Annotated in this window: 15 protein-coding genes; 8 read left to right on the forward strand and 7 right to left on the reverse strand. The window is 60.3% G+C overall.

Annotated elements, in window-relative coordinates; genetic code table 11:
• Positions 1-363: 363 nt before the first annotated feature.
• From GM79_RS20485 to GM79_RS20500, 4 genes are all read left to right on the forward strand, one after another.
• The gene (locus GM79_RS20485) at positions 364-2,634 is read left to right on the forward strand and encodes an OmpA family protein (protein WP_081867908.1); all 2,271 of its coding nucleotides are present in this window, start codon (positions 364-366) and stop codon (positions 2,632-2,634) included.
• A 175-nt stretch (positions 2,635-2,809) separates the two neighbouring features.
• Complete coding sequence (ubiE, locus tag GM79_RS20490; protein ID WP_035567537.1) at positions 2,810-3,538, forward strand: bifunctional demethylmenaquinone methyltransferase/2-methoxy-6-polyprenyl-1,4-benzoquinol methylase UbiE; 729 nt, start codon at positions 2,810-2,812, stop codon at positions 3,536-3,538.
• Complete coding sequence (locus GM79_RS20495) at positions 3,487-4,293, forward strand: porin family protein (protein ID WP_081867909.1); 807 nt, start codon at positions 3,487-3,489, stop codon at positions 4,291-4,293. The genes ubiE and GM79_RS20495 overlap by 52 nt, the downstream gene beginning before the upstream one ends.
• A 93-nt stretch (positions 4,294-4,386) precedes the next feature.
• Positions 4,387-5,133 carry an SDR family NAD(P)-dependent oxidoreductase gene (locus tag GM79_RS20500; RefSeq protein WP_035567481.1) on the forward strand — a complete coding sequence of 249 codons (747 nt, stop codon included), beginning with the start codon at positions 4,387-4,389 and terminating at the stop codon, positions 5,131-5,133.
• A 159-nt stretch (positions 5,134-5,292) separates the two neighbouring features.
• Here the strand turns inward: GM79_RS20500 and GM79_RS20505 are convergent, their stop codons facing one another.
• Together GM79_RS20505 and GM79_RS20510 are read right to left on the reverse strand one after the other, a co-directional pair.
• Positions 5,293-5,955 (reverse strand): alpha/beta hydrolase, encoded by a 663-nt coding sequence (locus tag GM79_RS20505; RefSeq protein ID WP_035567482.1) that lies wholly within the window; start codon positions 5,953-5,955, stop codon positions 5,293-5,295.
• 74 nt (positions 5,956-6,029) lie between these two features.
• On the reverse strand, positions 6,030-6,527 hold the full coding sequence (locus tag GM79_RS20510; protein WP_035567483.1) for a cytidine deaminase: 498 nt from the start codon (positions 6,525-6,527) through the stop codon (positions 6,030-6,032).
• 135 nt (positions 6,528-6,662) lie between these two features.
• Between GM79_RS20510 and GM79_RS20515 the strand changes: the two genes are divergently transcribed.
• The 3 genes from GM79_RS20515 to GM79_RS20525 are packed head-to-tail and all read left to right on the forward strand — an operon-like array spanning position 6,663 to position 9,777.
• Positions 6,663-8,015 carry a saccharopine dehydrogenase family protein gene (locus tag GM79_RS20515; protein WP_035567485.1) on the forward strand — a complete coding sequence of 451 codons (1,353 nt, stop codon included), beginning with the start codon at positions 6,663-6,665 and terminating at the stop codon, positions 8,013-8,015.
• 44 nt (positions 8,016-8,059) lie between these two features.
• Positions 8,060-9,058 carry a hypothetical protein gene (locus GM79_RS25135; protein ID WP_035567487.1) on the forward strand — a complete coding sequence of 333 codons (999 nt, stop codon included), beginning with the start codon at positions 8,060-8,062 and terminating at the stop codon, positions 9,056-9,058.
• Between the two features lie 26 nt (positions 9,059-9,084).
• Positions 9,085-9,777 carry an ATP-binding cassette domain-containing protein gene (locus GM79_RS20525; RefSeq protein WP_035567488.1) on the forward strand — a complete coding sequence of 231 codons (693 nt, stop codon included), beginning with the start codon at positions 9,085-9,087 and terminating at the stop codon, positions 9,775-9,777.
• Between the two features lie 17 nt (positions 9,778-9,794).
• Here GM79_RS20525 and GM79_RS20530 read toward each other — a convergent pair whose 3' ends face one another.
• The 5 genes from GM79_RS20530 to GM79_RS20550 form a co-directional block, all read right to left on the reverse strand.
• Complete coding sequence (locus GM79_RS20530) at positions 9,795-10,517, reverse strand: tRNA1(Val) (adenine(37)-N6)-methyltransferase (RefSeq protein WP_035567491.1); 723 nt, start codon at positions 10,515-10,517, stop codon at positions 9,795-9,797.
• Between the two features lie 57 nt (positions 10,518-10,574).
• Complete coding sequence (gene rnhA / locus GM79_RS20535) at positions 10,575-11,045, reverse strand: ribonuclease HI (protein ID WP_035567494.1); 471 nt, start codon at positions 11,043-11,045, stop codon at positions 10,575-10,577.
• Positions 11,046-11,134: 89 nt separating this feature from the next.
• Positions 11,135-11,695, reverse strand: a complete 561-nt coding sequence (locus GM79_RS20540; RefSeq protein WP_035567497.1) for a MarC family protein — start codon at positions 11,693-11,695, stop codon at positions 11,135-11,137.
• A 100-nt stretch (positions 11,696-11,795) separates the two neighbouring features.
• Complete coding sequence (locus GM79_RS20545; protein WP_035567499.1) at positions 11,796-12,872, reverse strand: aminotransferase class V-fold PLP-dependent enzyme; 1,077 nt, start codon at positions 12,870-12,872, stop codon at positions 11,796-11,798.
• Between the two features lie 229 nt (positions 12,873-13,101).
• Entirely contained in the window at positions 13,102-13,548 is a 447-nt protein-coding gene (locus GM79_RS20550) for a type II 3-dehydroquinate dehydratase (protein ID WP_035567501.1), read from the reverse strand.
• A gap of 172 nt (positions 13,549-13,720) precedes the next feature.
• On the opposite strand from GM79_RS20550, the gene xerD reads away from it, so the two are divergent.
• A complete protein-coding gene (xerD, locus tag GM79_RS20555; RefSeq protein ID WP_035567502.1) occupies positions 13,721-14,620 on the forward strand; it encodes a site-specific tyrosine recombinase XerD in 900 nt (299 codons plus the stop codon).
• Positions 14,621-14,934 lie beyond the last annotated feature (314 nt).

A 14,934-nucleotide genomic window follows, 5' to 3' on the forward strand; every position in this document is an offset into this window, starting at 1 on the left:
ACAGCGTATTGAATGGCTATTGCATTGATGCTTCTATATTTGCGCGGTATGCCTGCCAAGCCAGCAGGCCACTACACCTGATTTCAGAAGCGCCTTAATGGCCGAATTTTTGTTCAAAACCGCTTTTTGCAAGCAAAAACCCTATCTTTGCCCGTCATTGTCCTGCATTTGACGAGGCGAAGCGTGCGGTGTTGTTAGCTTTTGGTGCGGTTGCCTTTTGTGCAAAGCAGCAGGAAAGCCTAACCCTAACACTGTTTTTCAGTATAAGCCCAAAAATTAACGCGCCGCTAATACAATTGTCAGCGCTGCACGTTTCCGAGTAAAACCCCTTCAGAAATTTCTTTTTTTCAAACTTCTCCTCCAATGGACAACTTATCCAGAAGGTTACTGCAAGCCTCGTGCGCCGTTGCTCTTACGGCCGCTACTGCCTCCACGGCTCAAGCGCAAAGCACCGGCAAGGACCTCAAAACCGGCAACAAGTTATTCGAGCAGGAAAATTACCGCGCCGCCCTTCCGTTCTACGAGAAGGTATTGGCAAAAGACCCGAACAATGCCAAAGCGCTGTTCAACGCCGGTATTTCCTATATGTCGTTCGACAAGGAAAAGGCCAGTGACTACATTTACAAAGCACAGAAGCTCAAGCCGAAGGTTTCGAAAGATGTGGAGTACTGGCTCGGCCGGGTAGACCACCTGAACTATAATTTCGACGAGGCCGTGGCTCACTTCCAGGCCTACAACGTCACGCTGAAAAAGAACGACCAGCGCAAAGAAGAGCTTGCCCAGCTTATTCAGCACAGCAAAAATGCCAAGGTGCAGTTCAACTCGCCCAAGGATATTTTTGTGAAAAACCTGGGGCCAACCATCAACACGCAGTATTCGGAGCACAGCCCGGTTATTTCGTCGGATGACAAGACGCTGCTTTTTACCTCGCGGGGTGAGAAAGTGACGGGTGCGACGGGCCAGTTCACCGACAAGAAGAACAACAGCATTGCCGCCGATGGCGAGTATTACGAGGATATCTTTGAAACCACCCGCGTGGATGACGAGAACTGGGAGGCTCCCCGCTCGCTGAGCGCGGCCCTGAACGGCAAAGGTCACGATGCCTCGACGCAACTGTTCGACAACGACACCAAGCTGTTGATGTATCGTAACGATAACAACGGCGACATTTTTGTGGCGGAAAGAACCGCTACCGGTGGCTGGTCTGTTCCCAAGCCTTTGGGTGACAACGTTAACTCCAAGTCTTACGAAGGTGACGCTTACATCACGCCCGATGGATTGACGCTTTACTTCTCCACTGGCCGCTACTCGGAAGATGGCACGCTGGACTTGTACGTTTCGACCCGTTCGAGTGTGAGCGGTGACTTTGGCCCGGCTAAATCCCTCGGTGGCGTTATCAATACGCGCTACGACGACGACAGCCCCTACTTGAGCCGTGATGGCAAAACCCTGTACTTCTCGTCGCGCGGCCACAACACGATGGGCGGCTACGATATTTTCAAGTCGGAGTACAACGCTGAAACCCGTCGCTGGGGTACGGCTGAGAACCTGGGCTACCCCATCAATACGCCCGACGACGATTCTTATTACCGCCTGAGCCCCGACGGCTCGTACGCCTACTTGAGCAGCTACCGCATTGGGGGCTACGGTGAGAAGGACATCTACACCATCAACTACATCAAAAACGCCATTATCCAGGGCAAGGTGTTCTCGGCACGCGACAGTGTGACGGTGATTCCGGGTGTAGAGCTGGTGTTCAGCGGTGCGCAGGCCGACAAAACGGCGCTGAGCTTCCGCGACATTACCAAGCCCGACGGTGCGTATCAGGTGGCAGTGCTTTCGGGCCGTACCTACCAGGTAGCGGTGAGCAAAGACGGCCAGAACATCGAAACACAGGAATTCCCGGTGCCGGTTTCGACCAACGACTCGACTATCATCACGAAGAATTTCTACGTGAACTACATCGATACGACCGGCCGGTATGCTTATAAGCCCATCTACTTCGACACCGACAAATACAAGCTTCGTCCGGAGTCGATTACGGAACTGAACAACCTCACCCAGATTCTGACGGCTACGCCCGGCATCAACATCTCGATTGAAGGCCATTGCGACTCGCGCAACACCGACGAGTACAACATGGTACTGGGCCAGAACCGCGCAGAGGCTGCTTACAACTACCTCAAGAAGCAGGGCATCGCTGAAACCCGCATGACCACCGTGAGCTACGGCGAGCGTCGTCCGGCGGCTCCGAACGATTCGCCCGAGAACATGCAGCTTAACCGTCGTGCCGAGTTCAAGCCGGTACTGCAGGAAGGCCAATCCATGCCAATGACCAACCCAGGTAGCACGGGTACGGGTACCACCGGTACCAATTCCGGCTCGATGGGCACCGGCGCAGGCACCAGCGGTGCTGGCATGGCCGCGCCGCTGACCCCCGGCAAAAGCAAAGTGAAAATGGCCGACGGCACCAAGGTGAAAACCAAAGTGGACGAGGACTCCGATAAAGTGAAGGTGAAAACCAAAGGTGCCAACGGCGAGGAAACCAAAACCAAAACCAAAGACGGTGAATTGGATGGTAAAGCCAAGGACGCCAACGGCGACAAAACCAAAATCAAGACCAAAGTTGAGTAGTCAACCGGGTCAGTAAACAGGGAAGCGGGCTGGGCAAATTGTCCGGCCCGCTTTTTTTATGGGCTTTGCGTGGGCACTCCACCTCGTTTATCCCTGAGTTTGTTAACAAAGCGGCCCTGTTGGGCGTTGGGGGAATACAATTTTCTCGCTTCATCACCGTTATTTGCGCCTGCACATGGCCGTAGTACCCTACAAAGACAATTCCGACGACAAGAAATCGCAGGTTGCCCAGATGTTTAACTCCATCGCGGGCAAGTACGATTTTCTGAACCACTTCCTCAGCGCCGGCACCGACATCTACTGGCGGCGCAAGGCGGTGGATGAGTTGAAAGCCCTGCGCCCGGCCCGCATTCTGGATATTGCCACCGGCACGGCCGATTTCGCCATTGAAACCCTGCGCACCGCCGCCGCCGATGCCCACGTAACCGGCGTGGATATTTCGGAAGGCATGCTGGAAGTAGGTCGCCGCAAGCTGGCCGCCAAAGGCCTCGGCCACCGCATTCGCCTGGAGTTGGGGGATTCGGAAAACCTGCCGTTTCAGGACGGCGAGTTTGATGCCGTGACGGCTTCGTTTGGCGTGCGCAACTTCGCACACCTGGAAGCAGGCCTGGCCGAAATGCTGCGCGTGCTGCGGCCGGGCGGCAAGCTGGTTATTCTGGAGTTTAGCAAGCCCACGGCCTTTCCGCTCAAGCAAGCTTATAATTTTTACTTCCGCCGGGTGCTGCCGGTTTTTGGCAAATTGATTTCCAAAGACCAGTCAGCTTATACTTACCTGCCCGCTTCGGTGCAGGCATTCCCCGACGGTCCCGATTTTCTGGCTATTTTGGCCAGGGTCGGTTTCAAAGAACCTGCATGGCAACCACTCACCTTCGGTATCAGCTCCATCTACACGGCGCACAAGTAAAGCGCCTGGCCCTGCTGGGCATTTTGGGGTTGCTGGTGCCCACCGTGGCTTTTGGGCAACGCAAATCCAACTCTAAAGCTTCACGGGGCAGGGGCGGAACTGTGAAATCCATTACGGTGAAAAACCTGCCCGCCTACGACGAGCGGTGGTTTCATCCGGGCATGTATGTCGGCTTCAGCGCGTCCCGCTTTATTATTGAGCAGTCGGACCGCTACATCACCAACCGCAACATCATCGCCAATTCCGTTATCAGTCCGAGCCTGGGCGTGGGGTTTATTGGGGATGCGCGGCTGGGGGATGCGACTTCGCCGTTTGTGCTGCGTTTCGCGCCGGGGGTTTCGTTTCTGACCCGCAAGGTAGAATTCAAGCCGCGGCGGTACCCCAATCCGGATTCCATCGTGACCCAGGAAGTCACTTCCACGGTCATCCAGTTTCCGGTATTGCTAAAGTATCAGTCAGACCGTCGTCGCAATAGTCGCGCCTACATGATAGCTGGTCTCAGCCCCAGCATCACGGCCAGCAACCGTCGCAGCGACCCCTTGCGCAACCAGCTGCAGGCCCTGAACAGCGACCTGACCCTTGAATATGGCGTCGGGCTGGATTTGTTTTACCCCTTGTTTAAGTTGGCGCCGGAGCTGCGCTTTTCGCATGGCCTGCGTAATCTGCTCGTTTCCAGCGACCGTGACGTTTTCAGCCGCAGCCTGCAGCGCATGAGTACCAATTCGGTGACGCTTTACCTCAACATTCAGAATTAAGCCCGGTGGGATGGTTGTCAGCTGCTGGTTGCTAGGCCTTACACAACTGATAACGAATAACCAACAACTGACAACTACCAGCCAACAACGCCCATGAAAACTGCCTTTATTACGGGAGCTTCTTCAGGAATTGGTCGAGCCACTGCGGTGGCGCTGGCTGGTGCCGGCTACCAGTTGGTGATAACCGGGCGGCGGCGCGAGCGGCTAGACGAGCTGGCCGCTCAGCTGGCGCCCGTGCCGGTGCATTCGCTGGTGTTTGATGTGCGGGACCGGGCGGCGGTGCAGGCGGCGGTAGCCACGCTCCCCGCCGCGCTGCAGGCGCCCGATGTGTTGGTGAACAACGCGGGCGGCGCGCACGGCCTGGCTCCAATCCAGACCGGCGACCCTGCCGACTGGGACCAGATGCTCGACGCCAACGTGCGGGGCCTGCTGAACGTGACGCAGGCATTACTGCCAGGCATGACGGCCCGCGAAACTGGATTTATCGTGAACGTGGGCTCGGTGGCGGGGCAGGAGGCCTACGCCAATGGCAACGTGTACTGCGCTAGCAAAGCCGCTGTGGCTATGCTCACCAAAACCATGCGCCTAGACCTGTTGCCCACGGGCGTGCGGGTGGCGGAGGTAAACCCCGGCGCCGTAGAAACCGAGTTTTCGCAGGTGCGCTTTAAAGGTGATGACGCCAGGGCTGCCAAAGTTTACGAAGGCTTTGAGCCTCTGCGCCCCGAAGACATTGCTGAGGTCATCGTGTTTATGGTGACCCGGCCCCCGCACGTCACCATTGCCGAAGTGCTGATATTGGCCGGGGCGCAAGGCGCTGCCACTACCATCATCCGCAAGTAGGTAGTGCTGCAAGCTGGCCTGTGAGCTGGTACGCTGCCCATTGGTCCCGAGCCTCTGGCTCGAACGTGCACTGACGTTTCAGACACCCGCACCCGTCGAGCCAGAGGCTCGAAGCCAATGGGCAGCGCGTCAGAGACGCGCGCCAGCCTCTGTAGCAGCTTAGCTGTTGGTCGGAGTTGCCACAATTTTCTCCAGCACAGCACGGTTGAGTTCGTGCTTTCCGTCGAAGGTGAGCAGGCGGGGAGTTGCTCCGAGTTGCTGAAGTAAGGCTTGCTGCTCGGTCATTTTCGCGGTGGAAATGTATTCGTCTCTGCTGCCGAGAACGAGCGTGAGGTCGAGGCCGCGTAGCAGGCGGGTGACGTCGGGGGCGGCCATGTCTTCGGGGAAGCCACCGGCCCAAAGCACCAGCCGGTCGGGGCGAAAGGGAGCCCGCGTCAGCCACCGGCCGACGGTGGCGGTGCCCTGCGAAAAGCCCAGCACGGTGGTGTGCACCCCGGCCGGGCACGTGGCCAGCACCTGTGCCGCTAGTTGGTTGAGGAAGCCGATGTGGTCTTCTATTTCGTGCAGCCGGTCGTCGCTGGTCATCCAAGAGGCGCCCACACGGCCGCCGTTGCCGCGGAGGTAAAACCGGGAAAGGCCTTCGGGGGCGATGACGACCGTGTGCGGGTCGGCTTCGGTAAGGAAGGCGAAATGGCGCGAGAAATAGGCCGCCAACTGGCCATAGCCGTGGCATACGAACCAGATTCGCCGTGTAGCGGGTGATAACTCACCCAGCTGATAGTACCGGGCGGTGCGGGTTACGGCCAGGTGGTGCTCCGTCATTGCTGTCGATTGGGGAAATGCGCCGGTGAGCTTTCAACCTAAAGTGAGTGAAAGCATCGAATCACCTAACCAGCTCAGCTCGCTGGCAGGTCGTCGGCTGAAAAGTTGAATGGTATTAACGCGGCCAAAGAGGGAAAGCGGAGGATGGTGCCCGCCCGGCTGGGCAGCAGCAGTGGAATGGCTTGCCCCTGGCGGGTTTCGTATTCCAGCATCACCTGGCGGCAGGCGCCGCAGGGGAGGGCCGGGCCAAAGTCGCCGGCGGTGGGGCGGGCCGCGATGGCCATGCCTACAATGGCGGCGTGTTCCGGTTGGCTGGCAGCCAGGCCAAACAGGGCCGTGCGCTCGGCGCAGAGGCCCGAAGGATACGCCGCGTTTTCCTGGTTGGTGCCCCGGAAAATGGTCCCATCGGCTAGGAGCAGGGCTGCGCCCACCTGGAACCCGGAATAGGGCGCGTAAGCGGTGGCGGTAGCGTCGCGGGCGGCTTGCCAGGTGGCTTGCTCGGCGGGAGTGAGGTCAGCGGCAGTGTCCAGCTCTTCGAAGGCGATGAGCTGCTGGCGGGAAATACGGGCCATGAATTGCGGATAAGGGGCGGCGAAGATAGGGCCTCGCGTGGAATGCGAAACCATGAGGGCGAACGGCGGGCATTTCCCCAGCACCAATGCGCCCGGATTGCGCGCTACGCGGGCGGCGCTCCCTACTTTTGCCGCATGACTTCCCGCTTACTACTGCTCGGCGCCGGACGCTCGGCCTCCTCCCTTATTCAATACTTGCTGCGCCACGCGCCGGCCGAAAACTGGTTGCTGACCGTGGCCGACGCCAATGCCGCCCACCTCGCGCCGGTGCTGGCCGCGCATTCGGAGTACGCCCGTGCCGTGCCGTTTGACCTCAGCAATGAAACGCTGCTGGAGCAGCTGGTGGTCGAAGCCGACGTGGTGATTTCCATGCTGCCGGCCCTGCTGCACCCCGTGGTGGCGCGGGTGTGTGTGCGGCACGGCCGGCACCTGGCTACGGCCAGCTACGTGAGCCCGGAAATCGCGGCGCTGCACGACGAGGCCCAGGCGGCCGGCGTGACCCTGCTCATGGAGTGCGGCCTCGACCCCGGCCTCGACCATATGTCGGCCATGCGCGCCATTGCGCACATTCGGGCGCGGGGCGGCCGGCTCATTTCGTTCAAGTCGTACTGCGGTGGCCTGCTGGCGCCCGCGGCCGAGGGCGACAACCCCTGGAAATATAAGTTTACCTGGAACCCGCGCAATGTGGTGCTGGCGGGCCAAAGCACGGCTAAGTTTCTGGAAAACGGGCACCCGCGCTTCATTCCCTATCAGCAGCTGTTTGCGCGCACCGAGACGCTGACATTGCCCGGCTACGGCGACTTTGAGGGCTACGCCAACCGCGACTCCCTCAGCTACCGGGCGCCCTATGGCCTCGATGATATTCCCACTATTCTGCGTGGCACCCTGCGGCGGCCGGGCTATTGCGCCGCCTGGCACGCCCTGGTGCGCCTCGGCCTGACTGACGACGCCGTGAACCTGGGCAATGCCGAAACCATGACCTGGGCGGAACTGGTGGCCGCCTATTTGCCGGTTTCACTCGTTCCAAACCAGGTGCTGGCAGCGCGGCTGGCGCAATACCTGAACCTGGACCCGGCCGGGGAAGAAATGGCCCGTCTGAATTGGCTGGGCTTGTTTTCGGACCGCCCCGTGGGCCAGGCCAACGCTACGCCGGCCCAGCTGCTGGAACGTCTGTTGAGCGCAAAGTGGCAGCTACAGCCGCAGGACCACGACCTGATTGTGATGCAGCACCTGTTCGAGTTTGAGCTGCAAGGCGCCACTCACCGCCTCACCTCGTCGCTGACGGTGGTGGGCGACGATGCCACGCACACCGGCATGGCCAAAACCGTGGGTCTGCCGCTGGGTATGGCGGTGCGTCGGCTCGCGCGGGGCGAAGTAGCACAGCACGGCGTGCTGATTCCGGTGCATGCCGACTTATACGAGCCCATTCTGGATGAGTTGGCGGCGGACTACGGCATTGTATTTCTGGAGGAAGAGCAGCCAGCCTAACCCAACCGACAATATCAGCAGTAGGTGGCCGTTTCGCCTTCGCCATGCAAGCACTCCATGCCTACCTGCGCCTGCGCCGTCAACTCCTGCTTCGGCAGCTGCGCGAAGTTGGCTGGCTGCGGCTGGCCGTGCTGTTGCCCCTGCTGGGGCTGGCCGTGGGCCGGGCGCTGGTGGCGGCGGCAACCAACTCCCAAGCGCGGTGGGCGGTGCCCGTGGTAGTGGTGCTGCTGCTGGCCTCGGCCCACCGGCAACGGGCCGATTTAAAATTTCTGGCCATCAGCGCGCCGGCCTTTCGCCGGTGGCTGGCAGTAGAATACCTGCTCTGGGCCTTGCCGGTGGCGGTGGTATTGGCGCTGTTTCGGGATTGGGGCGCGGCGGTGCTTACGCTGCTGCTGGCACCTTGGGCGGCGGCGTTGCCTCCCGTGCGTGAGGCCCGGGGCACGCGCACCAAAAGCCGCAGCCTGTTTCGCAGTGAGGCATTTGAGTGGGTGAGCGGCCTGCGGGTAGTGGGCTGGGTGTGGCTGCCGCTGCTGGCCGGGGCCGTTTGGCAACACGACGCGCCCCTGGCTCCCGTCGTCGCGCTGGCTGTTTGGCTGCTGGTGCTGCTGGGCTGCTACGGCGTGCCCGAACCCCTCACGATGCTGGTGCTGGCGGCGCGCTCGGCCCGGCAGTTTTTGCGGCGCCGGCTGCTGCTGGGGCTGGGATTGGGGCTGCTCACGGCGGCGCCTTTTCTCGGGCTGCTGGCGGCGGGGCCGGCCGGGGTGGGCGGCGCGGCGGCCGTGGGCGTGTTTTGGCTGGCGTTGCTGGGACTGATTATTCTGGCCAAGTATGCTTTTTATCCGAATGCCACGCAGCTGCGCATTATTCAGGCGCTGGTGGTGAGCGTGGCCCTGCTGCTGCCCGGCAACCCTGTGTACCCGGTGCTGCTGCTGGTGGCGGTGGGCGGCCTCATCTGGCAAAGCCAGCGCCGGCTCCGGACTGTGCTGGGGGAGGCTGGGGCGCCTCACTCCCTAGCCCCCTCTCCAATGGAGCGGGGGAAGTAGTTTCTAGCCCTAAAATCGTTTTCTACATGCTTGAAGTCAAAAACCTGCGCAAAGCCTTCGGCACGCATGTGGTGTTGCACGATGTGAGCCTGACGCTGCGGCCCGGCACTATTCACGGCCTGGTGGGGGCCAACGGCGCGGGTAAAACCACGCTCATTAATTGCCTTTACGGACTGGAAAAGTACTTTTCTGGTGTGGTGCGGGCCACCGATGGCCCGGCCTTGCGCGAGCAGACGGGCCTGCTGCCCTACGAGCCGTTCTTTTACCCGCGCCTGACCGGGCGCGAGTACCTGGAGTTCTGTCTCCATGCTCGTGGTCGGCCGCTGAAAGATTTTGCCGGCTGGAATCAACTGCTGGAATTGCCCCTCGACCAGTACGCCGACGAATACTCGGCCGGCATGCGCAAGAAGCTGGCCCTGCTGGCGCTGCTGGTACAGGATTTCAAGTACCTGATACTAGACGAGCCCTTCAACGGCCTGGACCTGGAAGCCAACCTGCTGCTGAAAGCTATTCTGCGACGGCTGCGCGACCGGGGCCTGGGCATCCTGCTTACTTCCCACATCCTGGGCGCCCTCACCGAAACGAGCGACGAGATTTCGGTGCTGGTGGGCGGGCGTGTGCAGCGGCACTACGCGGCGGCGGAATTTGGAACCCTGGAAGCCGACTTGCTCAATAGTCTGCACCGCGAGAAGCTGGCGCTGCTGGCCGGGCTGGTGTAGGGCATGTAACACAAGCCTCATAGTGCCAGGTAAAAACCCGTCAGCAACGCCCGGAACTCCGCCGAGTATGCCTCCTGCGCCGTGCGAATCAGCAGCTCCGTTTCTGCCACCGCCGCGCCCGGCCCGCGCCGAAAACCCGTGATGTGGCGCAATGGCCGGCTGCCCGGTCGGTGCCGCAGCACCAGCCGCGTAGCCGGGCGCAACCCGTGCCGAGTCGCAATTTCCTCAAAAGCCTGCATCTCCGGTGGCGGCAGCAGCACCGTCAGCAAGCCCTCTGCTGCCAGATACTCCGCCGCAAAAGCTGCCAAGGCCTCAAAGGAAAGCGTGCCGGCCGATTCGTGGCGGGCGGTGGTGCGCGCCGCATTGGGCGAGGGCAGCGACTGCCGGAAAAACGGCGGGTTGCAGAGCAAGTGGCTGAAGGGCGCCGGGCTGGCAGCCGCCAGCTCGGCCAGGCTTTGGGCACGAACCGTGAGGCGGGCCGCCCACGGGCTGGCGGCACAGTTGGCAGCGGCCTGCGCTGCTGCGGCTGCGTCAATTTCTACCGCTTCAATCTGCACGGTGGGGTGGCGCTGGGCGGCCATGAGGGCCAGCAGGCCGGTACCGGTACCGATGTCCAGCAGCCGCGTGGCGCCGCTGAGGTCGGCGGCGGCGCCCAGCAGGCAGGCGTCGGTGCTCACCTTCATGGCGCACTGGCCCTGCTCGATGCGGAACTGCTGGAACTGGAAGTAGTCGTTGGGCAATTTAGAAGGGATTAGAGTTAACTATTGAGGGTTGAACCGGGCTTTTCAACTTGCTATTTAACCCTCAATAGTTAACCCTTTCCCTTCGTAGCCCTCGTCCACTACCAGCCCTTTGCCCAGGGCGCTTTGCACGGCCAGCACGTCGCAACGCTCGTTTTCGGCGTGGCCAGCGTGGCCTTTTATCCAGTGAAACGTGACTTTTCGCTGCTTGTAGATGCGCAGGAAGCGCCGCCACAGGTCCTCGTTGGCCTTCTTGCCAAAATCAGCTTTTGCGGCCCAGCCGAAGACCCACTTTTTCTCCACCGCGTCCACCACGTACTTCGAGTCGGACACCACGCGGATGGGCAGTTCGGGGCGGGTCACGGCTTCGAGGCCCACAATCACGGCCAGCAATTCCATGCGGTTGTTGGTGGTGTGGCGGAAGCCCTGGGTCAGCTCTTTTTCGTGGGGTCCGTAGCGCAAAATGGCCCCGTAGCCGCCCGGCCCGGGATTGCCGCGGGCCGAGCCGTCGGTGAACAGGTGAATCACAGTCGTTGTCAGTTGTTAGTTGTCAGTTGCTAGGCTTTTCAGGTGCTAGTCGTTGACCAACAACTGACAACCAACAACCGACAACAAATTTAAAAATTGGCTTTGAATAGCTTGATGGCGATGGCGAGCAGAATCACGCCGAACACGCGGCGCAGCACGTCCTCGCCGGCCTTGCCGAGCTTGCGCTCAATCCAGGGGCTGGTTTTGAGCACGGCGTACACGAATACGAGGTTGAGCAGAATGCCCACCAGGATGTTGGGCAGGGTGTAGGCGGCCCGCAGCGAGAGCAGCGTGGTCATGGTGCCGGCCCCGGTGATGAGCGGAAACGCCAGCGGCACGATGGAGCCGGTGCTGGCCGTGAGGTCGGACTTGAACAGCTCGATACCGAGTATCATTTCCAGCCCGATGAGGAAGATGATAACCGCGCCGGCCAGCGCAAAACTCTCGTTGTCGACTCCAAACAGGCGCAGAATGCTCTGGCCCAGAAACAGGAAGGCCACCATGAGACAGCCGGCCACGAAGGTGGCCAGTTCGGCCTTAATCTGCCCTTCGCGCTGCCGAATCTGGATGATAATCGGGATGGAGCCAATGATGTCAATCACGGCGAAGAGCGTGAGCGTGACAGAAAAAATCTGTTGGAGGCTGAGCATGCGTTTAATTAAAAATCGAGAATTAAAAATTAAAAATCAGAGAAAGGTATTTGCGTCAAACGCTCATTTTTAATTCTGCATTTTTAATTTTTAATTCATCTCAGCCCGGGAATTCTTTGGCAAAAAACTGCACCAGGGCTTCAAAAGCGGCATCGGGCACGGCCGGGAAGTTGGCAATGCGGATGCTCGTGTTTTTCAGCGGCCCGTAGCCGCTGCCCAGGTGCAGGCCCGCTTCCAACGCCTTGCGCTTGATTTCCTCGATGGTGGCCGCGTCCCCTTTCAGGCCGATAACCGTGGTGGAGCGGGCTTCGGGGTTGCTGATGAGCGGCTGCAACGGGGTGGCCTGCTCAAAAAAGTCGTAGAGCTTCTGGGCGCGGTCGGCCAGGTGCTGGTGCACCGTTTTGATGGGCTCCCGGTCGGCCAGCACCCGGCCGAGTAGGTAGATGCCCAGCACGTTGGGCGTATAGTTGGTTTGGAAGTTGAGCATCTGGCTCAGCATGGCGGGCAGGGCGTTGTAGTGCGCCCGGTCGTTTACAACGCGGGCCTGGGCCACGGCCCGTGGCGAGAGCACCAGCACCCCCAGTCCGGCGGGCAGCCCGAAGCACTTTTGCACCGAGGCAAACCAGATGTCGGCCTTGATGTATTTGAGATTAATGCCGCCGAAGCTGCTGGTGGCGTCCACGGCCAGCAAGGCGCCGTTGAGGCGGTTGTACAGGTTCAGGATGAAGCCTTCGCGGAGCTGGGTGGCGGTGCTGGTTTCGTTCTGTGTGATGCACACCAGGTCGGTGTCTTCGCCCGAAAAGGGGAGGGCCGCAATGTCGGGCAACTCATCGATACCGAAAGAAATGCCGCTGCTGGCGGGCCGCAGGGCCTTGGCATACTTCAGCCACTTCTCGCCGAAGTCGCCGTTGTAGAGGTGGAAGCTGCGGCGGGGCGTGAGGCTTTGGGCCAAAATCTCCCAGCATTCGGTGGCCGAGCCGGTGAACAGCACGCTGTAATCCTGCGGGATGTTGAGCTTGGCTTTGAGGTCGGTCACGGCCTGGCGTACCAGGCTGGTCACTTTGTCGCTGCGGTGCGGGGCCGAAAGCCAGCCCTCGTCAAACGCATCGGTGAGGTATTGACGCACGGCCGGATATACGGCCGAAGGCCCGGGGTTGAAAGTGAATGTCGGGACCACGGAAGGGACGGATTTTTGAGTGGAAGAAATTCTGGGGGCGTTTCGCGGGCCCGGGCAACAACGAAAAAAGTAATCGATGTATTGGCTGCCGCGCGCGGGGCGGGGCACCCAGAAGAGACTTGGGGATGGCGGCGGGGCCGCGTATGCAAAGTTCGGCGGCAAATCGCCGGCAACCGAAGCCCGGCTCTGCTAAAATCGTGTACTTACTAAAATCCGTTCAGCACCTGGCCTATACCCGAAACCCCACGCGCTTGGGTTGCTGGGCCTGAAACCAGTGCAGGGCCAGCCGGTAGCTTTCCAGCCCAAAGCCGCTGACGCAGCCCGCGCAATGGCGCCCTAGGAGGCTCTTATGGCGTATTTCCTCGCGGGCGGCCAGGTTGCTCAGGTGCACCTCCACCACGGGCGTGGCAATGCCGGCCACGGCATCGGCCAGGGCCAGGCTGGTGTGGGTGTAGGCGCCCGCGTTCAACACGATGCCGTGGTGGGTGAAACCGACCTCGTGCAGCTTATCAAGCAACTCGCCCTCGTGGTTTGATTGAAACATGCTGAGCGTCAGGCCCGGAAAGGCGGATTCCAGCTCCGGAAAAAAATCTTCGAAGGAGCGGGTGCCGTAAATGCCGGGTTCGCGTCGCCCCAGCAGGTTCAGGTTGGGGCCGTTTATAATCAGGATGTCCATTATCAATGAGCAGTTATCAATGAGCAATTAGTAATTGGCAATGAGCAATTGCCCAACGCAGGTTTAGCTTGCGGCTTCAAAGGTCGTTGATTGCCACAACAGTGTGGGCCAGAAACCAAAAACAACACATTCATTATTGCTCACTGCTCATTGATAATTGCTCATTAAAACAATGACTTGGCCCCAGGCAATTAAGCAGTTCGAAGGCTACCTCCGGCTCGAAAAATCCCTGTCTCCCAACTCGGTGGAGGCGTACGTGCGCGACGTGAGCAAGCTTCAGCAGTTCCTGCTGATGGGCAAGGTGCACGCCGGCCCCACGCAAGTTACCACGGTGTTGCTGCGCGAATTTCTGGCCACGCTGCAAGGCCTCGGCCTCAGCGCCACGTCGCAGGCGCGCACCCTGTCGGGCCTCAAGGCGTTCTATAGCTTCCTGATAATGGAAGACCTGCTGAAACTGGACCCGACTGACACGCTGGAAGCACCCAAAACCGGCCGCCACCTACCCGATACCCTTAGCTACCCCGAAATTGAGACGCTACTAGCCGCCATCGACCTGAGCACCGACGACGGCCTGCGCGCCCGCGCCCTGCTGGAAGTGCTGTATTCGTCGGGCCTGCGGGTGAGCGAGCTGTGCGACCTGCGGCTCTCGAATATGTACGCCGAGCAGGGTTTTGTGAAAGTAGTGGGCAAGGGCAATAAAGAGCGGCTGGTGCCCATCGGCCGCGAGGCGCTCAAGCACCTCAACTTCTACCTCAGCGGCGTGCGCGGCCACCTCGACATCAAGAGTGGCGCCGAAGACGTGGTGTTTCTCAGCCAGCGCGGCCGGCCCATCTCCCGCATCACCGTCTTCACTACCCTCAAAAAACTGGCCGAGCAGGCCGGCCTGCGCAAAACCATCAGCCCGCACACCCTGCGCCATTCCTTCGCCACGCACCTCATTGAGGGCGGCGCCGACCTGCGCGCCGTACAGGAAATGCTGGGCCACGCCAGCATCACAACCACCGAAATCTACACCCACCTCGACCGGGATTACCTGCGGCAGGTCATCACCGAGTTTCATCCGCGCAGCTGAAGAGGGTAGGGGAGGAGGGTTTTTAGGGGAGGAGGGTATGGGGGTAGGAGGTAAGGATTTGAATGTTAAGCAACGTGCAACGCAGTTTCTGAATACTCGGGGAAGAAGCTTGGACGATTCCTGCTTCGGCGCTAAGGCGCTTCACTGCATTCAGCACGGCAGGAAACGCAACATCCATATCCTCCTGCCCTCAAACCCCCATAACTTCACACCCCACTTCCCGCCTTCATTGCGTAAATTTGGCCTTTATGCTTCCTTCGAATGGCCGATAACCGATATAAGAATACCCCTGCTGGCCCTTCTGGCAACCGCCC

It is taken from the genome of Hymenobacter sp. IS2118 (assembly GCF_000715495.1).
Lineage (GTDB): Bacteria > Bacteroidota > Bacteroidia > Cytophagales > Hymenobacteraceae > Hymenobacter.